Source organism: Nocardia sp. NPDC059228 (assembly GCF_042754245.1).
Lineage (GTDB): Bacteria > Actinomycetota > Actinomycetes > Mycobacteriales > Mycobacteriaceae > Nocardia.
Window position 1 is genome coordinate 81,212 of record NZ_JBHZAL010000023.1, and the last position, 22,803, is coordinate 104,014.

Here is a 22,803-nt window from a genome sequence, read left to right on the forward strand (position 1 = left end):
CCGGGACACGCGGGAGTTTTTCCGACAGCTAGCCTGGCCGGGTGAGCTACGACCTCGTTCTGCTGCCCTCCGGAGCCGCCGTGTCCCCTGCCGAGGTGGACACGTATCTGACCGCGCAGGACGGCAGACCGGCCGGTGACGCCGTCACCGGAATCGCGGCCGAGCTGGACGAGCGCAATGGCGAACTGCCCGAGGCGGACAGCTTCCTGGGCTCGCCCGCCGGCGACGGCGTGCTCGGCGACGCCCTGTTCGTCTCCACCCCCTACGACGCCATCGGCCATGTACGCGGGCTGCTGTTCGAGCTGGGCACCCCGCACGACTACGCGCTGTGGGACCCGCAGCTGGCCTGGTTGGTGGATCCGGCCGAATCGGTCACCGCCGCCGTCACGCACGGCGGGGCGGGTGAATTCCCGTACCTGACACGGCAACTGGTGGAGCTGTGGATTCCGGAGCTGGGACAACCCGGTCCGTATCTGATCGTGGAAACCGGAGATCAGATCTACATCCAGACCTATCGGCATCAGGACGGGCATTACGACCTGGAATACCGGGACGGGTCCGCCGACAAGCATTTCGCCGCCACCGCGAACGACCCGCGAATTGTGGCCGATCTCATCTGGGGCTGGGCCACCGGAGATCGTTCGGGATTCGCCGCACTGGATTGGCAGCGTCTCACGTTCTGACCGTCGAATAACGGACCGATTTCAATTTCCACTTCCAACCCCCCGGAATGAAGGCTGCGCACGCACAGGAAAGCTAGCATTTCGCTAATTGCACGCGGTGTTTCCGAGCTTGTACGCATTACTCACCGAGGCGAGGAGCGAAACATGAAGCTACGCCGGTCGAAGCTACGCCCATCCTTGAAGAACGGGACCTTGCGTAAGGGCTTGGCAGTCGTGGCCGGTTTGGCGGCTACTTTCGCTATCGCCGTGGCATTGCACGCCAGCGGTGCCGGAGCCGATATCCCCAGGAACGTTCAACACATTCCCTGCCCGCAGCCGGCGGCGCTCCCCGCGCCGCCGACCTGGACATAACCCGATCCGTTACCCCACTTACAGGGCGCGACGCCCGGAAAGGGCGCGGCCCAGGGTCAATTCGTCGGCGAATTCCAGATCGCCGCCCATGGGCAGACCCGAGGCCAGGCGCGTCACACTCAGTCCCGGGAAATCGCGCAGCATGCGGACCAGGTAGGTGGCCGTCGCCTCGCCCTCGGTATTCGGATCGGTGGCAATGATCACCTCGGTGACATCCACGCCGTCGTCCTGATTTCCGATGCGGGTCAGCAATTCCCGGATGCGCAACTGATCCGGTCCGATACCCGACAGCGGGTCGAGCGCGCCGCCGAGCACGTGATAGCGCCCGCGGAATTCCCGGGTGCGCTCGATGGCCTGCACATCCTTGGGCTCCTCGACCACGCAGATCATGGTGCGGTCGCGGCGCGGATCGGCGCAGATACGGCACAGTTCACCGTCGGAGACGGTGCCGCAGACGGCGCAGAACCGCACGCCGTCCCGCACCTTCTGCAGGGCTGCCTGCAGCCGGTCGATCTCCGGCGGCTCCACCGAGAGGAGATGAAACGCGATGCGCTGCGCGCTCTTCGGGCCGACGCCGGGCAGCTTGCCCAACTCGTCGATGAGATCCTGAACCGGACCCTCGTACACCTACCCAGCCCCGATCAGAGTCCGGGCAGCGCGCCGCCGCCGAGACCGCCGGCCAGCGGGCCCAGCCGCTCGGCGGCCAGGTTCTGCGCGGTCTCCATGGCGTCGTTGAGCGCGCCGATGATCAGATCCTGCAGCGTGTCCACATCCTCCGGATCGACCACCTTCGGGTCGATGGTCAGCGCCAGCACCTCGCCGGTGGCGCGGATCCGGGCGCGCACCAGGCCACCGCCCGCCTCGCCCTCGACCTCCGACTCCGCGATCTCCTGCTGCGCGGCCATGACGGCCTGCTGCATCTGCTGGGCCTGGGCCATCAACTGCTGGAAATCGAAACCTTCACCGGGCTGCACGGCGCGTCCTTCCTGGGGGATGGTGATCGCTCCCCAGCCTAGTCGGCGACGCGCGCCGCGCTGCTTGACTCTCCCCTCGCTGGAGGGTGTTCGCTAAGGGCATGACGGCAACGGTTCCGATCGGTGAGTTCTCCCGGCTCACCTACCTGACCATCAAGACGCTGCGGTACTACCACGAGATCGACCTGCTGGCCCCGGTGGCGATCGACCCGGGCTCCGGCTATCGGTTCTATTCGACCGAGCAGGTGGACCAGGCGCACCTGATCAAGCGGCTGCGCGAGCTGAACATGCCGTTGCCGGAGATCAAGGCGGTGATGGCCGCCCCGGATCAGGCGGCGCGGGACGCGGCCATCCGGGCGCATCTCGAGCGCATGGAGGCCGAGCTGGTGCGCACCCGCGACGTGGTGGCCTCGCTCCGGGCGCTGCTGCTGCCGTCGACCGGGATCAGCGTCGAATACCGTTCGGTCGCAAGCTATCCGGCGCTGGCCATGACGGCGGAGGTGGCGCGCGAGGACTGCGATGCGTGGTGTGACCACAGCTACGGAACCATGTACGCGCAACTGGCCGCGGCGAGCCTCGCACCCGCCGGACCGGGCGGCGCCACCTACGCGCCGGAGTTCTTCGAATACGACCGCGGCGAAGTCGTCACCTTCGTGCCCATCGACGAGCGGCACCGGGACCGCGTCGACGCCGGGACCGTCCTCGACCTGCCCGCCCGCCGGTTCGCCATCGCCGTCCACGCGGGCCCGTTCACCGAATTCGACCGCACCTATGGCGCGCTGGGCAGCCATGTGGCCGAACACGACACCGCGCTCATCGAACCCGTGCGCGAGATCTACCTGGTCGGGCCCGGCGACGCCGAGCCCGCCGACTACCGCACCGAAGTTTGCTGGCCCATCGGCCGGCTCTGAAGAAGGAGAGAATCCATGGCACTGTCCCTCGGCAATATCGTCTTCGACTGCCACGACGCCGCCGCGCTCGCGGGCTTCTACGCGCAGCTGCTGGACCGCCCGGTCGACGAGGGCGCGAACGAGCATTTCGCGACCATCGACAACGCCGCCGCCACCCCGACGTTCATGTTCGCCCAGGTGCCGGACAAGAACCCGGGCAAGAACGTCGTGCACGTCGACCTGAGTGCGGGCAACGCCCTGACCACCGAGGTCGAGCGCGCGGTTGCCCTCGGGGCCAAACATCTCGCGGACTTCGACGAATACGGCGTGAAGTGGGCGACGCTGGCGGACCCGGAGGGCAACCTCTTCGACATCGGCGGCGAGGGCTGACCCCCTAGCTCGCTAGGCGAGCTCGCGCTTCAGGTTCTCGAGCACCTCGGCCTGGATCTTCTTCAGGCCGAGCGGCGCGAAGATGCCCTCGAAGATGCCGCCGATGCCGCCCGCGCCCTTCCAGGTGGTGCGCACGGTGACCAGCGAGCCGGTGCCCGAGGGGGTCACGGTCCAGGCGGTGACCATGGAGGAGTTCGAATCCCGTTCCGTCACCATGGAATCGGAGACCGAGATGGCCGCGCGCACATTGCGGGAGCGCTTCTCGGTGGCCTGCAGCGTCCACTCGGCGACGGTGCCGGCGCCCTGGCCGCCCTCGACCACCTTGTAGTCGCGGTAGTGCGCGGAGAGGATCTTGGGCCGCACTGTCTCGTAATCGGCGATCGCGTCGAGGGTGCGCTTCGGATCCGCCGCGACGACGATCGAACTGGAGGCGCTGACCTGTCCCACCATGTGCTCCTTAGTGATTGCGCGGGCCGACCGGCACTCTGCCCTGCTACCGCTCGGTCATGCTACGCCGCATCCGGCTGCGCCGGTTCGCTGCGCCGTGTCGGGTCGGCCACCTATCCTGGGTGCACTACTGCGGGGGAGGACGCGGTGATGACGCGGTTCGTGACCTGGATCCGGCTCAATATCGACGGTGTCGTGACGCTGGTCGTGGCGGCCACGGCCATTGTGGTCGAGGCCTTCGACAAGTTCGCCAATCTGAACGCGGTGAGCGGCGCGACGCTGCTCGTGCTGAGTCTGCTCGCGCTCACCCTGCTGCGCGACCGCAATCGGACCTCGCGGCTGGTCCGGGAACTGGCGGCGGTCCGGCTGCTGCACGGCGCGGAGATCGATCAGGCGCACGCCCGGGCCCGGCGGGACACCGACAACTGGATCTACAAGGGCGGCACCGGAACCTACCTGCGCGCGGTGACGCTGCCGTATTTCCTCGGGCGGGCGCGGGACGAGAGCCACCTGCTGAATCTGCGGGTAGAGGTGCTGCACCCGGGCAATGAGCAGCTGTGCCTGGCGGACGCGCAGTACCGCAACTCGCTCCAGCCGCAGGGCGATGCCAGCGGGCGACCGTGGACGGCCGACCGCATTCGCAAACAGTCCTACGCCACGGCGCTGGCCTGCGCCTGGTATCGGCAGCAGTCGGAGTTCCTGACCGTCGAACTCGGGCTGTCGTCGACGCTGTCGACCTACCGCTGGGACATGTCGGACAACGTGGTGATCATGAACCAGCGCGGCTCGAAAACCCCGGCGCTGCTGTTCGAGCGCGGCAAGCCCCAGTATTCGGATTTCACCCGGGAATTGGCGGTGAGCTTCAAACAGGCGCAGCCGGTGCAGCTCAGTCGCGACGCCGATCTGCGGCCGCCGAGCGAGCCGACGATCGGGCAGGTGCGCAGGCTGCTGGAAAGCCTCGGCCTACCCCTGCCCACCGTGTATACCGACGACGATGTCATCGAGATCGTGGAATACGCACTGCGCCCGGTGAATACGTTCTAGCCGGTGAGCAGCAGCCCCGCGGTGGCGGCGGCGGTCGCGGCCACCGCCAGCACCAGGCCGGTCAGCAGGAACCGGCGCATGGGGACCCGTACCGCGTGGGTGCGGCAGAACTCCAGGCACAGCAGCGTGGCCAGGGAGGCCCACGGGGTGACCACCGGGCCCGCGTTGGTGCCGATCAGCAAGGCCAGCAACTGGTTCCGCTCACCCGGTGAGATCACGGCCTCGCCAGCGGTATAGGCGGGCAGGTTGTTGAAGATATTGGACAGCGCCGCGCCCGCGCCGGCGGCCCGGAACACGCTGGGACCGCTGGAGTCCTGCCCGATCAGATAATCCATCACCGTCGACAGGCCGTGCGCGGACAGCGTGGGCACCACCAGGAACAGCCCGGACACGAAAACCAGCAGCTGCCAGGGGAACAGCGACAGGCGCAGCGCCGACCGGTCGCAGATGGCGAAGGCCAGCACCGCGATGGCCGCGGCCACCGTGGCCGCGATACCGATCCGATCCCCCACGAACGGAATGGCCAGTACGAACAGCACACACGCGCCACCGGACGCGTACAGCAGCACCCGTTCCCGCAGATCCGCCGGGCGGATCGGCTCCGGCACCACATACCGGTCGGCCCCGCGCTGCGACCGCCGCCAGTACCACCACCACAGGCACAGCATGGTCACCGCGATCGAAAGCAGTTGCGGCAGCCACATTCTGGCCGCGAAACCGGTCGCGTCCAGCGCTACCCGATCCGCCGCCAGCAGATTGGTCAGATTCGACACCGGCAGCAACAGGCTCGCCGTATTCGCCAGCCACAGCGTCGTCATGGCCAGCGGCAGCGGCGGAATCCGCGCCGGCCCCGCCAGCGCGATCATCACCGGTGTCAGCAGCACCGCGGTCGTATCCAGATTCAGCACCGTCGTCGTGGTCGACGCGAACAGCACGCACAGCAGGAACAACCCGGCATAATTCCCACCGGCGATGATCGCCAGCCGATGCGCGATCACATCGAACACCTTGGCCCGCCGAGCCAGGTTCGCCAGCACGATCACACTGCCCAGAAACAACAACAACGGCGCGATCCGCCGCATGTTCTCCGCCGCCTCATGCCTGGGCAGCAGTCCCGTCGCCACACACAGCAATCCAACGATCAGCAGCCCGATCCGGACCGAATCCAGCACACTGGGCCGCCGGCGCGCGACCGAGCCCACCCGGGTGGGCGGCGAATCGGATTCCAGCTGTTCGGGCATTGACCAATGATCGCAGGATCAGCGGGAGGGTCACCCGGACCAATGCCGCCAGGATCGCGGCCCGGCTGCGCATCTCGCCCGACAAGGACCTGCGCGGGCTGGACCTGTCGCGGGAGGATCTGTCCTTCCGCAATCTGCAACAGCTCGACTTCACCGGCGCGAACATGACCGAGACCCGGCTGACCGGCGCGGTGCTGGACCAGGCGGTCCTGCGCGGCGTGCGATTGGTGGGCGCGCAACTCGACCAGGCCTCCTTGGTCGGCACCGATCTCCGCGGAGCGGATATGACCGAGGTCCAGCTCACCAGCGCCAACCTGCAGAACGCCGACCTGCGCGGGACCCGCCTGCACCGGGCGCACCTGGATCAGGCCTCCCTGGTGCGCGCCAACCTCGGCCGCGCCGACCTGACCGGGGCGCGACTGGCCCGCACCGATTTCACCGGGGCACGCGGCGAGGGCAGCCGCTGGACCCGGGCCGCCCTGCTGGACGTGATCGGCAGCCCGATCGGCACCGAACTGGCCGGGTCCGGACGGGTGCCGGGTACCCCACCGCTGACCGAATTCGCCCCGGCCGCAATCGGTGTCAAGCACGGGGTGGACGCGCAGAGCGGACGGCTGCCCCGTCCGCTGGCCTACAGCCCGGACGGCGGCACCGTCGCCGTCGGCTGCGATTCCGGCAGTGTGGTCGTCTACGGCGCCGACACCGGGCGCACGCTGCGCACCCTGCACGGACATCGCGCCCGCACCTTCGCGGTCGCCTACACCGAGCAGGTCCTGGTCACCGGTTCGGCCGACGGCACCGTCCGGATCGGGGACGCGGCCGGCGGGGCCGTGCGAAAGATCCTGTCCGGCCATGAGAATTGGCCATGGCCGCTGGAAACCGATTCGGCCGGAACACTGCTCGCGGGCTGCGGCAACAACGGCAGCGTGCGGCTCTGGGACGCCGCCACCGGGCGGCTGACCCAGCGTCTGCAGGGCAGCGCGGACGGGCTGATCACCCTGGAGTCCGGCGTCTTCAGCCCGGCCCACCCCGCCCAGCTGGTGACGGTGGGCAATGCCGGGCGGCTGCGGGTGTTCGATATCGACGCCGCCACCGCGGAACGCGACATCACCGTCGACTCCGCCCCGGTGTGGGCCATCGCCTACGACCCGGCCGCCCGCTACATCGCCACCGCCAATGACGACGACACCGTCACCCTGTGGACCCGCGAGACCGGCGGCGAGCACGCCGTCTGCGCCGAGCATCGCGGCCGGGTGCGCTCGATCGCCTTCGACGCGGCCGGCGCGACCATGGCCACCGGCTGCGACGACGGCCATGTCCGGCTCTGGGACGTGGCGTCCGGGGACCTGCTGGAAACGCTGTCGGACCCGGTCCGCGACGGTGCGAGCGGCCACCGGGTCTACGGGGTGGTCTTCCGCGGCGACCGGCTGGCCGGCATCTCCTGGGACGGCACGGTGCGGATCTGGAGTCTGACCGGCGGGCCCCCGCTGCACCGGCTGGACCTGCACCGCGGGCGGCTGTGGTGCGTGGCGGTGGATCCGGTGTCGGGCACGCTGGCCACGGCGGGCGACGATCTGGTCATCAACCTGTGGGACATCACCAGCGGCCGGCACCTGCACACCCTCTACGGCCATCGGAACCGGGTGCGGTCCTTGGCTTTCGCCCCGTCGGGCCGGCTGCTGGCCAGTGCCGGGAACGACGGTTCGATCATGCTGTGGTCGCTGACGGATCCGGCCGCGGCTCCGCAGCCGCGCGGCACCCTGCTCGGGCTGCCCGAGGGCTGGGTGGCCTTCACACCGGACGGCCGCTACAAGACCGAGGGCCTGACCGCGGGCCAGTTCTGGCACGTGATCGGATTGTGCCGTTTCGAGGCGGGCGAACTGGATCCGTATCTGCCGCAGATCCGGCAGATGGAGCTCGACGACCCGCTGTAAAGGGCTCGGCCGCACCGTAACCCAATTGTTAGCTGAAGTAACAATCATCACGCCGGGGACGGGAATACCCTCGCTACACGGCAGGTCGCACCCGCCGACACGCATGCAAACTGTGCGTGAAAACCCGCCCCGCCGGTGCTCCCCTGCTGGCCGTACCGGTCGGTGCACGCTAGGTTTCCGAAGGTGGCAGTGAGTCTGTTGGGGAAGGCCGGCCGCGCACCGGCCGCACAGGAATCAGGTTTCGCCGCGCATCGGGCCGGAGTCGATCGCCTCCTGGCCTCGTACCGCGCCATCCCGCCGGATGCGAACATCCGGCTGGCCAAGAAGACGTCCAACCTCTTCCGAGCCCGGGCGCGCAGCACCGCGCCCGGGCTCGATGTGTCCGGATTGACGCAGGTCATCGCGGTGGACCCGGCGGCCCGCACGGCCGACGTGGCCGGCATGACCACCTACGAGGACCTGGTCGCCACCACCCTGCGCTACGGGCTGGCACCGTTCGTGGTGCCGCAGCTGAAGACCATCACCCTGGGCGGCGCGGTCACCGGACTTGGCATCGAGTCCACCTCGTTCCGCAACGGTCTCCCGCACGAATCCGTGCTCGAGATCGACGTGCTGACCGGCGCCGGTGAGATCGTCACCGCCACCCGGGACGGCGAACACGCGGATCTTTTCCGCGGATTCCCGAATTCCTACGGCACGCTCGGGTACTCGACCCGACTGAAGATAGAACTCGAACCGGTGCTGCCCTACGTGGCATTGCGGCACATACGGTTCCACGATCTGCGGGAGCTGGAGGCGACGATGACACAGATCATCGCGGACCGTTCCCACGACGGCGAACCGGTCGACTACCTCGACGGCGTGGTCTTCACCGCCGACGAGAGCTACCTCATTCTGGGCCGCCAGACCGACGAGCCCGGCCCGGTCAGCGACTACACCGGCATGGACATCTACTACCGATCCATCCAGCACGATTCCGCGCGGCCCAAGCGCGATCGGCTGACCATCCACGACTACCTGTGGCGCTGGGACACCGACTGGTTCTGGTGCTCACGGGCATTCGGGGCGCAGAACCCGCGGATCCGGCGCTTCTGGCCCCGGCAGTACCGGCGCTCCAGCTTCTACTGGAAGCTGATCGCGCTGGATCACCGGTACGCGATCGGCGACAAGATCGAGGCGCGGCACGGGAATCCGCCGCGCGAACGGGTGGTGCAGGACATCGAGGTACCGATCGAGCACACCGCGGATTTCGTGGAGTGGTTCCTGCGCGAGATCCCCATCGAGCCGATCTGGTTGTGCCCCTTGCGCTTGCGCGACAACCCCGCGGAGGCGCAGGACGCGGCCGAACGCCCCTGGCCGCTCTATCCGCTGGAGCCCGGTCGCACCTACGTCAATGTCGGTTTCTGGTCGGCCGTGCCGACCGTGCCGGGACAGCCCGACGGCGCGGCCAACCGTGCCATCGAGCGCAAGGTGTCCGAACTGGACGGTCATAAATCCCTGTATTCGGACTCCTTCTACGGCCAGGATGAATTCGCCTCCCTCTACTACGGCGGCGATACGTATCCCACCCTCAGGAAACGCTACGACCCGGATTCTCGTCTACTGGATCTGTATTCGAAGGCGGTGCAACGCAAGTGACCACGTACAAGGACCGTTCCGACGTATTCGCCGAGCTCGGAACCAAACTCAGCATTGCCGAGATCTTCGAGACCCTCCTCGACGGACCCGTGCCGATCCGCCTGACCTGCTACGACGGCAGCAGTGCCGGCCCGGAGGACTCGGAATTCGGCCTGGAGATCACCACCCCGCGCGGCGTCAACTTCATCGCCACCGCGCCCGGCGACCTCGGCATGGCCCGCGCCTACATCTCCGGTGACCTGATCGCCCACGGCGTCGAACCCGGCGACCCCTACGCCCTGCTGAAGGCCATGGCGGGCATGAAGTTCCGCCGCCCCACCGCCCTGCAACTGGTGGTCATCGCCCGCTCGCTCGGCTGGGAACTGCTCAAGCCGGTGCCCCCGCCGCCGCAGGAGGCCATGCCGCGCTGGCGGCGCATCGCGCTGGAAGGACTGCGGCACAGCAAGACTCGTGACGCCGAGGCCATTCACCACCACTACGACGTCTCCAACACGTTCTACGAGTACGTGCTGGGCCCGTCCATGACCTACACCTGTGCGGCCTACGAGGACCCGGCCTGGACGCTGGAGCAGGCCCAGGAGAACAAGTACCGCTTGGTCTTCGAAAAACTGAACCTGAAGCCCGGCGACCGGCTGCTCGACATCGGCTGCGGCTGGGGCGGCATGGTGCGCTACGCCGCCAAGCGGGGCGTGCGGGTCATCGGCGCCACCCTGTCGGCCGAGCAGGCCGAGTGGGCGCAGGCCAAGATCGCCGAGGACGGCCTGTCCGACCTCGCCGAGGTGCGCCACAGCGACTATCGCGATGTGCGCGAGGACGAGTTCGACGCGGTCTCCTCCATCGGGCTCACCGAGCACATCGGCGTGCACAACTACCCCGCCTACTTCGAGTTCATCAAGTCGAAGCTGAAGGTCGGCGGCCTGTTCCTGAACCACTCCATCACCCGGCCGGACAACACCCGCATCACCAAGGCGGGCGACTTCATCGACCGCTACGTCTTCCCCGACGGCGAACTGGCCGGCTCCGGCCGCATCATCTCCGAGGTCCAGAACGTGGGCCTCGAGGTGCTGCACGAGGAGAACCTGCGCCGGCACTACGCCCTCACCCTCGCCGAATGGTGCGACAACCTGGTGAAGAACTGGGATGCCGCCGTCGAGGAGGTCGGCGAGGGCACCGCCAAGGTGTGGGGCCTCTACATGGCCGGCTGTCAGCTCGGCTTCGAGCGCAATGTGGTGCAGCTGCACCAGATCCTGGGCGTCAAGCTCGGCGCGGATCAGGCCTGGACCGTGCCGCTGCGCCCCTGGTGGAAGGCGTAGGAACCCTCGTAAGACGACGCAGGCGTGCGGCTTTCGCCGCACGCCTGCTTTCGCTGCTACGAGGACAGGCCCGCCACCGGAATTCCCAGGCGCGCGGTCATCCACGGGAATGACGAGGTGAAGGCCGCCGCCGCGAACTGCCAGGTGTGCCCGCCCTCGGTGGTGTGCACCGTGCAGTTGATATTGACCTGCTGCCCCTGGGCACAGAGCGCCTCGGCCGCGCCGACCTCGCCGGTGTCGTAGACGCCGTCCTTGCCGCCCATGCCGACCTTGCTCTCGTCGATCGACTGCTGCTGCATGTAGGCCTTCGCCTTGGGGTCGGAGGCCATCTTCTTCTGCCACGCGGGCGGTGTCAGATCGTCGAACAGGCCGACCGTATCGGTATACGGGCCGTGCTTCTGCATCACGGTGGTGGGATCGAAGGCCGCCCAGGCCTGCTCGCTGCCGCCGAAGAGCCGTTTGACGGTCTGCTCCTTGTTGCCCGCGACCGGACCGAGATCGCCCGCGATATCCACGAAGGTGCCGAACAGTTCCGGATGCATGGTCGCCAGATCCACCGCGCACGTCCCGCCCATGGACCATCCGACGATCCCCCACTTCGCGGGATCCGCGGACGCGCCGAAGGTCGATTCCACATAGGCGGGAACATCATTGGTGAGATGGTCGGCCGCATCGCCGCGCGGGCCGTTCACGCATTCGGTGTCGTTGTTGAAACTGCCACCGGAATCGACGAACACCAGGATCGGCGTCCGGCCGTTGTTGGACTTCGCGAAATCGTCCACGCTGGGCATGATCTGACCGCTGCGCACCCAGTCCGCCGGCGTATTGAACTCGCCGCCGATCATCATGACCACCGGCAGGGTGGGCGGCTCGTCGCCCTGGAACCAGGCCGGCGGCAGGTACACGTATTCGGTGCGGTGATTGAAGTGGCTACCCGATTCCGGAATGTCCACCGGCACGATCCGCCCGGTTCCTACATTCGTGTTCCGCAGCGACGCCAGCGAATCCAAGCTGGTCTGATGCGGCAGCGGTTCCGCCGTCATGGCAGCCCACGCCGCGTTCGCGGTCGGGTAGTACCCCACCCACTGGTTCAGCACGACACCCACGTTCAGCAGCGCCGCCGGCACGGCCAGCACGGCCACGATCCGCTGCCACCAGCCACCGGTTCGGATGCCGACCACCGCGGCGGCGAGCGCCGCCCCCGCCAGGCCGATCGCGATCCACAGCAGCACCGGCGCCGGATCCGACGCCAGCCCCTCGTCGTTGGTGTACATCCAGGCGGCCCACACCACCCCGAGCGCGAACACCACGCAGACCGGCACCCACAACAGCCACCACCGGCGGGTGAAGCGCGCGAACGCCACCACCAGCAGGAAGACCGCGACGAAGGTGATCACCTGGGGCAGCCAGCCGTGCAGCAGTGAAACCCCGTGGTGGAAGCCGCCCCCGAATCCGGTCTGGGTCTGTGCGGGCAACTGCGGTGCCGGAGGCACGGCGGGCGGGGACTGCAGCATCGTCGTCACAGGCACGTCGGCGATTCTCGACACCATTCCTCGAGAAACCCTGTGAATAGGCTGCATGAAGCCTGGATGCTGGGCGAGCTCACTCGAATTCGCCGGTCGTACCCCTGAATCCGCTGTTCAGAGCAGGGAATCGAGAAATCGGCGCGGCAGCTCCGGCGCCTCGGTACCGGCGTCCAGCGGCATCTCGTGGCGCATGGTGCGCAGGATGTTCACCACGCCCGGCCCGGCATCGAGCAGCGGCCGGGACCACCCCAGCCCGGCGCAGCGGACCACCACCGGGGTGAGCACCGCGATGGACTCCCCGAGCCAACCGGAGACCGACAGGCATTCGGCCAGCAGCAGCGCCGCGTCGAGTTCGGCGCGCGGCCGATGCTGTTCGCGGATGCGTGAATACAGGGCGCGGGCGCGCTTGACCGCGGTGTCGTCGGCACCGAGCGGGGCCAGGTCGTCGGTGGCGCGGTCCTCGCCGCGGTAGTGCCGGGCCAGCAGGGCACGGATGGTGGCGATCTCCTCCGCCTCGGCGGCCAGCGCCGCCGCGCCGGTGGCGTGCCGCAGCGCGGGGGCCATCGGATCGGTGACCAGGCCCGCGGTCAGCGCATCGGCGGGCAGGCCCAGCCGCAGGCGTTCGGCCCGGACCTGGGCGGCCAGGCGGGTGAGCCGGCGGTCGGCCGCGATGCGCGCGCCCTCGTCCAGGCGCGCCGCGGCGGTCTCCAGGTCACCGCGGACCGCCTTCACCCGGGCCCCGCTCACGAAGATGGTGACCAGGAAGTCCACCGGGCCGACCCGGGCGGTCAGCTCGTGGCTCTGATCCAGCAGCCGCTCGGCGCTGTCGAGGTCACCGCGCCGGTAGGCCACCTCGCCCAGCAGCGCGGCCGCCACCCGCGCCGAGTTCGAGCGGGACCCCGCGCGGTCGCGGGCGATCTGCCACGCCTGCTCGAAACACCGGGTGGCGGTGTCGATATCGAGCTGCTCGTAGGCGGCGTCGCCCTGCGCGCAGCGGCCGAACACCTCGCCCAGCGGATCGGCCGACCGCACGTGATAGGGCGCGGCCCACTCCTGCATGTCCCGGGCGCCCTCGAAGTCGAAGTCGCACAGGCGCACGAAGGAAGCCAGATTCGCGGCCGTCGACACCGTCCACGCCGGGAGGTCGTCGGCCAGCTTGAGGCATTCGGTGATCTTGTCCAGCACACCCTCGGTGCGGTCGCGGGCCACCTGATCGGCCGCGGCCAGCACCGCCGCCTGACAGCGCTGGTTCACCGCCTCGGCGTCGTCGGCGCCACTGCGCGCCAGCATGTTCGACAACCGCCCCAGCGCGGTCCGGGCCGCACCGGACTGCTGCAGGTTCACATTGGCCCGGGCCAGCGCCATCAGCAGTTTGCTACGCGAAGTCACCTGCTGCACCGGCAGTTTCGACACCGTGCCGAACAGGGTCGCCAGCCGAGCGCTGTCGATCAGGTCCATGCCGCCCTTCTCGACCAGGTCCAGCGCGTACTTCAGGTCGGTGGCGGCCAGCGCGTGATCGACCGACTGCTTGATCAGATTGTGCTCGGCGAACCAGCGAGAAGCCTTGCCGTGCAATTTCTTCAACTGCCCGGGCTGGGCCCGGTCCAGGCGGGCGCGCAGGTGCTCGGCCACCACCGGCTGCATCCGGTACCAGCTCGGATCGTCGGCGAGCCGGTGCACGAACAGTTCCCGCCGCTCGGCCTGATCCAGCAGATCGGCGGCGTCCTTCGCCCCGGACAGCGCCTCGGCCAGCGAGGCGTTCACGCGTTCGGGAACGGCTATGGCGCTGAGGAATTCGAGCATGTGCGGCTCGATGGTGTCGAGCACGTTCTCGGCGAGGTACTCGCGAATCTCCTTGTTGTCGCCGGAGAGTCCGGTGATCAGCCGGTCCACGTCGTGATCGGCCGACCGCAGCGAGAGCCCCGCCAGCTGGATCGCGGCGGGCCAGCCGTCGGTGGCGGTGTGGATCTGCTCCACCTGCCGCTCGCTCAGCTCCAGCGCCATGCGCTCGACCAGGATCTGCCGGGTCTCCGTCTCGGTCAGTCGCAGCTGACGGGATCCGATCTCGACAAGTTCGTCGGCCACCTGCAGGCGGCTCAGCGGCAGCCCGGTCCGCTCCCGGCTGGTGATGACGAAACGCAGGTCGTGCGAACAGTTGTCGAGCAGCGACTCCATCACCCGCTGCGCCCCCGCGTCGGTGATCCGATGCCAGTCGTCCACCACCACGACCACCGGGCTGCCGCTCGCCTGCACCTCGTCGATCAGCGCCGATACCGCGTACGGCACCGCCTCGGCGGGCCGTTCCTCCAGCAGTTGCTCGAGCCCCGCGCCGATCTCGGGCCGCACCTTGCGGATGGCGGCGATGATGTGGGCCAGCAGCCATACCTCGTTGTCGTCGTCGCGGTCGATGCCGATCCAGGCCACCGCCACCCCGCGATCGGTGAGCTCGGCACACCACTGCGCGGCGAGGGTGCTCTTGCCGAATCCGGCCGGGGCGTGGATCACCGCCAGCCGGCGGCGACCGCCCGCGCGCAGCGGGTCCAGCAGCCGGGGGCGTGGTATCGGCTCGCGCGCCGGGGTCGGGGGCAGGAATTTCGTTGCGGCCGTGGGCGGCAGCGTATTGCCGACGGCCCCGGACTCGGTGGTGCCGGAGGCCGCGAACACGGCGCTGGGATTGCCCTGCGGCCGCAGCGTCAGCGAGTGGGTGCGCGGGGCGGTGACCACGGTGTGCGTGCGCCGGCGCGAATATGTCCGGGTGGCAGCGGAATCCGTGCCGTCCACCCCGGGCTGTTCACTCTCGAGCAGCGCCATCTCGTCCGGGACCTGCCCGTGCTCACCCTGCACGGTCCGCAGCAGCTCCCCGAATTCCACGGCGCTGCCGGGCCGATCACGCGGATCCGGCGACATGGCCGCCTCGATCGCCGCCGCCACGTCGGCCGGAATCTCGAGCTCCCGCAGATCCGGCACCGGCTGGCTGGTGATGCGCAGGAACTGCGCCACGATCTTCTCCCCGGCCTGCCGTTCGAAGGCGGCGTGACCGGTCAGCAGCGCGAAGAGGGTGGAGCCCAGCCCGTACACATCCGAGCGCACGGTCGGCTCGTCACCCTTGAGCACCTCGGGCGCGGTGAACGCGGGCGAACCGGTGATCAGACTCGTCGAGGTGCGGAAACCTCCTGGGATACGGGCGATTCCGAAGTCGGTGAGCTGCGGTTCCCCGTAGCGGCTCAAGAGCACATTCGCCGGTTTCACGTCCCGGTGCAGCACGTCGGCCCGGTGCGCGGTCTCGATGGCCCCCGCCAGCTTCACCCCGACCCGCACCGAATCCGTCCAGGACAGCGGACCGCTGTCCCGCACCACCTGTTCCAGGGAACCACGGGTGGCATAGGGCATCACGATGAAGGGCCGCCCACTGGGCGTCACATCCACCTGCAGGATGTCGACGATGTTCGGATGCCCCGACAGCCGGCCCATGGCGTGTTCCTCACGCAGGAACCGCTCCCGGCTCTCGTCGTCGATCTCGGTGGAGAGCACCTTGACCGCCACCACCCGGTCCAGGGCGCGCTGGGCACAGCGGTACACCACCCCGAAACCGCCCCGGCCGATCTCCTCCGCGTCGAACAGGCCCATGGCCTCGAGCTCGTCGTCGAGGGTCATGGGAAGGTAGGACTGCGTGGAGTCTTCGGGAGGGGCCTGCTCACTCCGCGAGCCGCCCGGGCGCGCCTGTGGATTCATCTGGACCTGCCTCCGGTGTTCTCCCGCGCATCTTCCAACGTAGCGCGGACCGCACGGGCGTGTGGACCTTTCACTCAGCTCCGGGCGTCCCGTCCGGTCCTCGTCACACACCTGTAAAACACCCGGCCCGGGCCGCGTATTCGCGACCCGGGCCGGGTGTTTCAGCGCTGGAGCGCCGATGTCACTTGCGCAGCGAAGCCGGAACCTCGAAGCGGCTGCCGAACTTGGCGGCCAGCTCGTCGGCGCGAGCCACGAAGGCTTCCTGTCCACCCGGGTAGCCCACGATGAACTGGTGGGTGCCACCGGTCCAGGCCGGGAAGCCGATGCCGAAGATCGAGCCGATGTTGGCGTCGGCGGTCGAGGTCAGCACGTTCTCGTCGAAGCACTTCTGGGTCTCGATGGCCTCGGCGAACAGCATGCGGTCCTTCAGGTCCTGCAGCGAGACGCCCTCGGGCAGCTCGGTGGAGGTCTTGAAGGTGGAGCGCAGCTCCGACCACAGGCCGGTGGCCTTGCCGTCGACGTAGTCGTAGAAGCCCGCGCCGCCGGCCTTGCCCTTGCGGTCGAACTCGCCCACCAGCTTGTCGAGGATCTGCGCGGTCGCGCCGGAGGCGGCGTCGATCTCGCCACCGGCGGCCACGATGGCCTCGGCGGTCTCCTTGTAGATCTTCTGCATGGTGGTGAAGTTCAGCTCGTCCGACAGCTTCAGCGGCGCCGCCGGGTAGCCCGCCTGCAGACCGGCCTGCTCGATGGTCTGCGGGTCGATGCCCTCACCGAGCATCATGATGGCCTCGTTGATGAACTTGCCGATCACGCGCGAGGTGTAGAAGCCGCGCGAGTCGTTCACCACGATCGGGGTCTTGCGGATGGCGAGGGTGTAGTCGTACACCCGGGCCAGCGCCTCGTCGGAGGTCTTCTCACCCTTGATGATCTCGACCAGCGGCATCTTGTCGACCGGCGAGAAGAAGTGGATGCCGATGAAGTCCTCGGCCCGCTTCACGCCATTGGCCAGCAGGGTGATCGGCAGGGTCGAGGTGTTGGAGCCGAGCAGCGCGTCGGCGTCCACGATGTCCTCGATCTCGCCGAAGACCTTCGCCTTGAGCTCCGGGTTCTCGAACACGGCCTCGATGACGAAGTCCACGCCCGCGAAGTCGGCCGCGTCGGCGGTCGGCTTGATGCGGTCGAGCAGGGTCTTCGACTTCTCCTCGGTGGTCTTGCCACGCGAGAGCGCCTTCTCCTCGAGCTTGACCGAGTAGTCCTTGCCCTTGTTGGCGGCCTCGATGGTGACGTCCTTCAGGACGACGTCGATGCCGGCCTTGGCGGTGACGTACGCGATGCCCGCGCCCATCATGCCCGCGCCGATCACGCCGACCTTCTTGATCTCACGCTTCGGCACGTCCTTCGGACGCGAACCGCCGTTGTTGATGTGCTGCAGGTCGAAGAAGAACGCCTGGATCATGTTCTTGGCGACCGGACCGGTCAGCAGGGACACGAAGTAGCGCGACTCGATCAGCGAGGCGGAGTCGAAGTCGACCTGCGCGCCCTCGATGGCGGCGGACATGATCGCCTTGGGGGCGGGCATGTTCTGACCCTTGAGCTGCTTGCGCAGGTTGGCCGGGAAGGCCGGCAGGTTGGCGGCCAGCGACGGGGTGGAGGGGGTGCCGCCCGGGATCTTGTAGCCCTTGACGTCCCACGGCTGCACGCCCGCCTCGGGGTTGGCCTTGATCCATGCCTTGGCGGCCGGGACCAGCTCCTCGACGGAGGCGACGGTCTCGTGAATGAGGCCGGTGGCCTTGGCCTTCTGCGCGTTGAACTTCTGGCCCTGCAGCAGCACGCCCATCAGGCCGTTCGCGATGCCGAGCATGCGGGTGATGCGGGTGACGCCGCCACCGGCCGGGAGCAGGCCCAGGGAGACCTCGGGCAGACCCAGCTGCACGGCCTTGATGTCGGCCGCGATGCGGTGGTGGGTGGCCAGGGTGATCTCCAGGCCGCCGCCCAGGGCAGCACCGTTGATGGCCGAAACCACCGGCTTGCCAAGGGTTTCCAGCCGACGCAGGTCGTCCTTGATGAAGGTCAGTTCCTCCATGATGGCCGCGGCGTCCGCCGGGGTGGTCTGCATCATGTTCTTGAGGTCACCGCCGGCGAAGAAGGTCTTCTTCGCGGAGGTGATGACGACACCGGTGATGTCGTCCTTCTCGGCGACCAGGCGGTCCACCGTGGCCCGCATGGAGTCCTTGTAGAGCTGGTTCATGGTGTTGGCGCCCTGGTTCGGGTCGTCCATGGTCAGCACGACGATGCCGTCGGCGTCCTTTTCCCAGCCGATCATGTTCTCGGTCATTGTTTTCGATTCTCCTGAAGATGAAAGTCGGTGGGCGTCAGACGCGCTCGATGATGGTGGCGACACCCATGCCGCCGCCGATGCAGAGGGTGACCAGCGCGTAGCGCGCGTTGCGGCGGTGCAGCTCGTCGACCATGGTGCCGGTGATCATGGCGCCGGTGGCGCCCAGCGGGTGGCCCATGGCGATCGCGCCACCGTTGACGTTCAGCTTCTCGTCCGGGATGTTCAGGTCCTTCTGGAACTTCAGGACGACGGAGGCGAAGGCCTCGTTGATCTCGAACAGGTCGATGTCATCGACCGTCAGGCCCGCCTTGGCCAGCGCCTTGTGCGCGGCCGGGGTCGGACCGGTCAGCATGATGGTGGCGTCGGCGCCGGAGGTGGCGGTGGCGACGATGCGGGCGCGCGGGGTCAGACCCGAAGCGGCGCCGGCCTCCTCGGAGCCGACCAGCACCAGCGCGGCGCCGTCGACGATGCCGGAGGAGTTACCACCGGTGTGGACGTGGTCGATCTTCTCGACGTAGGTGTAGCGCTGCATGGCGACGGCGTCGAAGCCGCCCATGTCACCGATGCCGGCGAAGGCCGGGTTCAGCTTGCCCAGGTCGGCGGCGGTGGTGCCGGGACGCATGTGCTCGTCGTTGTCCAGGACGGTCAGGCCGTTGATGTCCTTGACCGGGACGACGGAGCGCGAGAAGTAGCCGTTCTTCCAGGCCTGCTCGGCCAGGTTCTGCGAGCGGACCGCGTAGGCGTCCACGTCGTCGCGGGAGAAGCCCTCGATGGTGGCGATCAGGTCGGCCGAAATGCCCTGCGGCACAATGTAAGCGTTGTAGCTGGTCCACGGGTCCATGAACATGGCGCCGCCGTCGGAGCCCATCGGCACGCGGGACATGGACTCCACGCCACCGGCCAGCACCAGGTCGTCGAAGCCCGAGCGGACCTTCTGCGCGGCCATGTTGACGGCCTCCAGGCCGGAGGCGCAGAAGCGGTTGATCTGCACGCCGCCGACGGTGTCGGGGAGGTTCGCGGTGAGCACGGTGGTGCGGGCGATGTCGGCGCCCTGATCACCGACCGGGGAGACGACGCCCAGGATGATGTCCGAGATGCGGTCCTCGTCCAGGTTCGGGAACCGGTTCCGCAGCTCCTCGACCAGACCGGTGGTCAGATCGATCGGCTTGACCGAGTGCAGCGAGCCCTTCCGGTTCTTGCCGCGCGGGGTGCGGATGGCCTCGTAAATGTAGGCCTCTGTGGTCATATCGGAGTTTTCCTCTCTTGGGTGCGCCGTCACCGCGTTGTGCGGGCAGTGCCATGGCTATAACCTCGCCGACCGGCCCCACGACCGATCGCCTAGACGCTGTACAAAACAGCGTCCCGAGCAGGCTCGTTGACGCTCCGGAAGCCCGTACGCCCGGGCATACCTTAGAACCTCGCGAAACCGATACTCACGGCCACCCGATCATAGTACCGAACTATGCGAACTCCGGTTAACTTAAGTTGCCCCGCAGGGGAACTGTCAACCCTCGAGAGGTGTGGCCCCCAACTCCGCCCGCAGCAGTGCTAGCGCCACCTCATCCGGGTCGCGGCGCTCCTCCGGAGGCACCGGCTTCGCCGACTCCTCCAGCATCTCCCGCTCCTCTTCCGGCGTAGTAGCAGGTGGGACGCCGTCATAACCTACCGGTGAGTAGTCCCCCGGCCCCGGATCGTCCGGAAGATCCGGCCCGTCAGGCAGCGGAATATCGTCGTCCGGCGGCGCGAACCGGGCACTGTCCGCATCGAACGGATCCCCGCCCGCCGGACCCGGATCCGCGGGCGCCGGAGCGGCGGGCGCCGCGGGTGCCGCGGTGCTCCCCCACCCAGCGGCCGCCGCGGGCTCGGCGACCGGTGCGGCCGCGGCCGCCTTGGCCTGACTCGGGCGCGAGAACTTCGGCGCGGCCTTCTTGGGCGCGGGCTGCCCGCCCGCCGGGGCCCGCCCCGCCGCCTTGGCCGCCGATCCGCCACCGGCGGCCGGTCCCCCGACCTCCCACCGCACATCGTGGTCGCGCCCCAGCACGGCCCGGACCGCCGACCGCACCGCGTCCAGGTTCTGCGGCTGCGACAACCGCTGCGCCAGCGGCGCGTGCAGATGCGCGAAAACGATCGTCTCCCCTTCGACCCGCGCCACACTGGCGCCGGTCAGCAGGGCCTGCACCGCGGCACCGAAGTCCCGCACCTTGGCCCGGATGTCCGCCCAGGCCGCCTCGATCTCCTGCAGCACGGCGTCACCCACGGGCGCGGCGGCCGCGGGAGCAGCGACCTCGGCCGGTGCCGCGACCGGCTCGGCCGGGGCGGCCTGCCGAGGCGCGGCAACCGGCTCGGGCGCGGGGACAGGCGCCGGCGCGGGGGTCACGACCGGCTCGGCCTCGGCCACCGGCTCCACGACCGGCGCGGCCGCGATCGGATCGGCAACCGGCGCAACGGATTCGGTCGCCACCGGCGCGGGCATGGGGTCGGGAGCAGCCGGAACCGATTGCGGCGCAGTGCCTTCCGCTACCGGGGTCGTCGCAACCTGCGGTGCGGCGCTGCCCACCGGGCTCAGCTCAGGCGGCCGGACCGCGGTGCCGCCGGTGACGGCCTGCGGTGCGGGATCAGCGGACTGCACCGGCGCGGACGCCGTCTCGGCAGCGGAAGCTGCCGGCGTGCCGGACTTTTCGGCGCGCAGCGCGGCCAGGGCCGCGGCTCCGCGCCGGCGGTTGTCGCCGCCGGCCGGGGGCACGGCGGGAGCGGCGGATGAGGCCGCGGCCGGGGAGGCCGAGGGGGCCTGCGCCTGCTGCGGGGCGGCGGGGATTGCACCGCTTGCCATTCGGCGCTCCAGCAGCTCGAGGCGCTGGAGGGTGGCGGTTTCGGTGTCCGAGGCCGCCGGAAGAAGCATGCGGGCACTGATGACTTCGAGCAGCAGGCGCGGGTTGGTGGCGCCGCGCATGTCGCCGAGGCCCTCGTGCAGGAGTTCGGCGTGGCGGGCCAGGGTGGCGGCGCCGAGGCGCTCGGCCTGGGAGCGCATGCGGTCGATGACGTCTCCGGGCCCGGTGACCAGGTTGCGGTCGGTGGCGTCGGGGACGGCGCGGAGCAGGATCAGGTCGCGCAGCCGCTCGAGCAGGTCGGTGGCGAAGCGGCGGGGGTCGTGGCCCGCCTCCACCACGCGGTCGATGGTGCCGAACAGGGCCGCGCCGTCGGAGACGGCAAGCGCCTCGATGGCATCGTCGATCAGGGCGACATCGGTGACGCCCAGCAGCGAGACCGCACGCGCATAGGTGACGCCGTCGGGACCCGCGCCCGCCAGCAGCTGGTCCAGCACGCTGAGGCTGTCGCGCGGGGAGCCGCCGCCGGCGCGAATCACCAAGGGGTACACCGACTCTTCGACCTGCACCCCCTCCTGGTCGCAGATCTTGCCGAGCAGTCCGCGCATGGTGGCGGGCGGGAGCAGCCGGAAGGGGTAGTGGTGGGTACGCGAGCGGATGGTGGGCAGCACCTTGTCCGGCTCGGTGGTGGCGAAGACGAAGATCAGGTGGGCGGGCGGCTCCTCCACGATCTTGAGCAGCGCGTTGAAGCCCGCGGTGGTGACCATGTGCGCCTCGTCGACGATGAAGACGCGGTACCGGGATTCGGCCGGGGCGTAGAAGGCGCGGTCGCGCAGTTCGCGGGTGTCGTCCACACCGCCGTGGCTGGCGGCGTCGAGCTCGATGACATCGAGATTGCCGGATCCGCCCGGGCCGAGCGCGACGCAGGACGAGCAGACGCCGCACGGCTTGGAAGTCGGGCCCTGTACGCAGTTCAGCGAGCGCGCGAGGATGCGCGCGGAGGAGGTCTTGCCACAACCGCGCGGTCCCGAGAAGAGATAGGCATGACTGATCCGCCCGGTGTCGAGCGCGATACTCAGGGGATCGGTGACGTGCTCCTGACCCACCACTTCAGCGAACGTTGCCGGTCGGTACTTCCGGTACAGAGCCACGTGGAGAGGTTACCGGGGCGCACCGACAGGCGGTGCCGCGCCGCCGGGCCGGTCGTCCGGTACGCCGCGGATGTCCGGCCGCCCACTCGGACTATGGCGTAAATCACACTCATTCCTGAGGCCCGATCAGAACCGACCGTCCCGAACGGATATCTCGACAATTCCCACAGCAAATTCTCAGCGTGTCCATAGCGGCCATTTGTCCAAGACCTCTGACCTGCTATGTCACCTGATACAGACTTACGTTCTGTTTCAACTCCAGAGATCCGACATAACGATCCAGTCAATCGATGGGGCAAGATCGCAATCGCTTGGCTACCGTGGAC

The 22,803-nt window shown here is 68.7% G+C and carries 16 protein-coding genes; 7 read left to right on the forward strand and 9 right to left on the reverse strand.

Features of this window, described 5'->3' with window-relative positions:
- The first annotated feature begins 41 nt into the window (after window positions 1-41).
- Complete coding sequence (locus ACFXKA_RS29260; RefSeq protein WP_354838865.1) at window positions 42-683, forward strand: hypothetical protein; 642 nt, start codon at window positions 42-44, stop codon at window positions 681-683.
- A 369-nt stretch (window positions 684-1,052) separates the two neighbouring features.
- Here the strand turns inward: ACFXKA_RS29260 and recR are convergent, their stop codons facing one another.
- Together recR and ACFXKA_RS29270 are read right to left on the reverse strand one after the other, a co-directional pair.
- On the reverse strand, window positions 1,053-1,661 hold the full coding sequence (gene recR, locus ACFXKA_RS29265) for a recombination mediator RecR (protein WP_033090831.1): 609 nt from the start codon (window positions 1,659-1,661) through the stop codon (window positions 1,053-1,055).
- A 14-nt stretch (window positions 1,662-1,675) separates the two neighbouring features.
- Window positions 1,676-2,008 (reverse strand): YbaB/EbfC family nucleoid-associated protein, encoded by a 333-nt coding sequence (locus ACFXKA_RS29270; protein ID WP_354838861.1) that lies wholly within the window; start codon window positions 2,006-2,008, stop codon window positions 1,676-1,678.
- A gap of 101 nt (window positions 2,009-2,109) precedes the next feature.
- Here ACFXKA_RS29270 and ACFXKA_RS29275 point away from each other — a divergent pair, with 101 nt between their 5' ends.
- Window positions 2,110-2,919 (forward strand): MerR family transcriptional regulator, encoded by an 810-nt coding sequence (locus ACFXKA_RS29275; protein WP_379429743.1) that lies wholly within the window; start codon window positions 2,110-2,112, stop codon window positions 2,917-2,919.
- A gap of 15 nt (window positions 2,920-2,934) precedes the next feature.
- Window positions 2,935-3,288: a VOC family protein gene (locus tag ACFXKA_RS29280; RefSeq protein WP_379429744.1), complete on the forward strand. Its 354-nt coding sequence runs from the start codon at window positions 2,935-2,937 to the stop codon at window positions 3,286-3,288.
- A gap of 12 nt (window positions 3,289-3,300) precedes the next feature.
- Here ACFXKA_RS29280 and ACFXKA_RS29285 read toward each other — a convergent pair whose 3' ends face one another.
- Window positions 3,301-3,735, reverse strand: coding sequence for an SRPBCC family protein (locus ACFXKA_RS29285; protein ID WP_354838852.1), 435 nt, complete (start codon window positions 3,733-3,735; stop codon window positions 3,301-3,303).
- Between the two features lie 150 nt (window positions 3,736-3,885).
- Here ACFXKA_RS29285 and ACFXKA_RS29290 point away from each other — a divergent pair, with 150 nt between their 5' ends.
- The gene (locus ACFXKA_RS29290) at window positions 3,886-4,779 is read left to right on the forward strand and encodes a hypothetical protein (protein ID WP_379429745.1); all 894 of its coding nucleotides are present in this window, start codon (window positions 3,886-3,888) and stop codon (window positions 4,777-4,779) included.
- Here the strand turns inward: ACFXKA_RS29290 and ACFXKA_RS29295 are convergent.
- On the reverse strand, window positions 4,776-6,020 hold the full coding sequence (locus ACFXKA_RS29295; RefSeq protein ID WP_379429746.1) for an SLC13 family permease: 1,245 nt from the start codon (window positions 6,018-6,020) through the stop codon (window positions 4,776-4,778). The two genes, ACFXKA_RS29290 and ACFXKA_RS29295, sit on opposite strands and share 4 nt — an antisense overlap.
- Between ACFXKA_RS29295 and ACFXKA_RS29300 the strand changes: the two genes are divergently transcribed.
- From ACFXKA_RS29300 to ACFXKA_RS29310, 3 genes are all read left to right on the forward strand, one after another.
- A complete protein-coding gene (locus ACFXKA_RS29300; RefSeq protein ID WP_379429747.1) occupies window positions 6,020-7,954 on the forward strand; it encodes a pentapeptide repeat-containing protein in 1,935 nt (644 codons plus the stop codon). The two genes, ACFXKA_RS29295 and ACFXKA_RS29300, sit on opposite strands and share 1 nt — an antisense overlap.
- 189 nt (window positions 7,955-8,143) lie before the next feature.
- Complete coding sequence (locus tag ACFXKA_RS29305) at window positions 8,144-9,592, forward strand: FAD-binding oxidoreductase (RefSeq protein WP_379429781.1); 1,449 nt, start codon at window positions 8,144-8,146, stop codon at window positions 9,590-9,592.
- Window positions 9,589-10,905 carry a class I SAM-dependent methyltransferase gene (locus tag ACFXKA_RS29310; protein WP_354838840.1) on the forward strand — a complete coding sequence of 439 codons (1,317 nt, stop codon included), beginning with the start codon at window positions 9,589-9,591 and terminating at the stop codon, window positions 10,903-10,905. The genes ACFXKA_RS29305 and ACFXKA_RS29310 overlap by 4 nt, the downstream gene beginning before the upstream one ends.
- A gap of 56 nt (window positions 10,906-10,961) precedes the next feature.
- On the opposite strand, the gene ACFXKA_RS29315 is transcribed toward ACFXKA_RS29310, so the two are convergent.
- The 5 genes from ACFXKA_RS29315 to ACFXKA_RS29335 form a co-directional block, all read right to left on the reverse strand.
- Window positions 10,962-12,434, reverse strand: a complete 1,473-nt coding sequence (locus ACFXKA_RS29315; protein ID WP_379429748.1) for an alpha/beta hydrolase — start codon at window positions 12,432-12,434, stop codon at window positions 10,962-10,964.
- A 111-nt stretch (window positions 12,435-12,545) separates the two neighbouring features.
- A complete protein-coding gene (locus ACFXKA_RS29320; RefSeq protein ID WP_379429749.1) occupies window positions 12,546-16,085 on the reverse strand; it encodes a protein kinase in 3,540 nt (1,179 codons plus the stop codon).
- Window positions 16,086-16,344: 259 nt separating this feature from the next.
- Complete coding sequence (locus ACFXKA_RS29325; RefSeq protein ID WP_354838831.1) at window positions 16,345-18,498, reverse strand: 3-hydroxyacyl-CoA dehydrogenase NAD-binding domain-containing protein; 2,154 nt, start codon at window positions 18,496-18,498, stop codon at window positions 16,345-16,347.
- A gap of 37 nt (window positions 18,499-18,535) precedes the next feature.
- Window positions 18,536-19,747 (reverse strand): acetyl-CoA C-acetyltransferase, encoded by a 1,212-nt coding sequence (locus tag ACFXKA_RS29330; protein WP_364621314.1) that lies wholly within the window; start codon window positions 19,745-19,747, stop codon window positions 18,536-18,538.
- Window positions 19,748-20,005: 258 nt separating this feature from the next.
- A complete protein-coding gene (locus tag ACFXKA_RS29335; RefSeq protein WP_379429750.1) occupies window positions 20,006-22,477 on the reverse strand; it encodes a DNA polymerase III subunit gamma and tau in 2,472 nt (823 codons plus the stop codon).
- Between the last annotated feature and the right edge of the window lie 326 nt (window positions 22,478-22,803).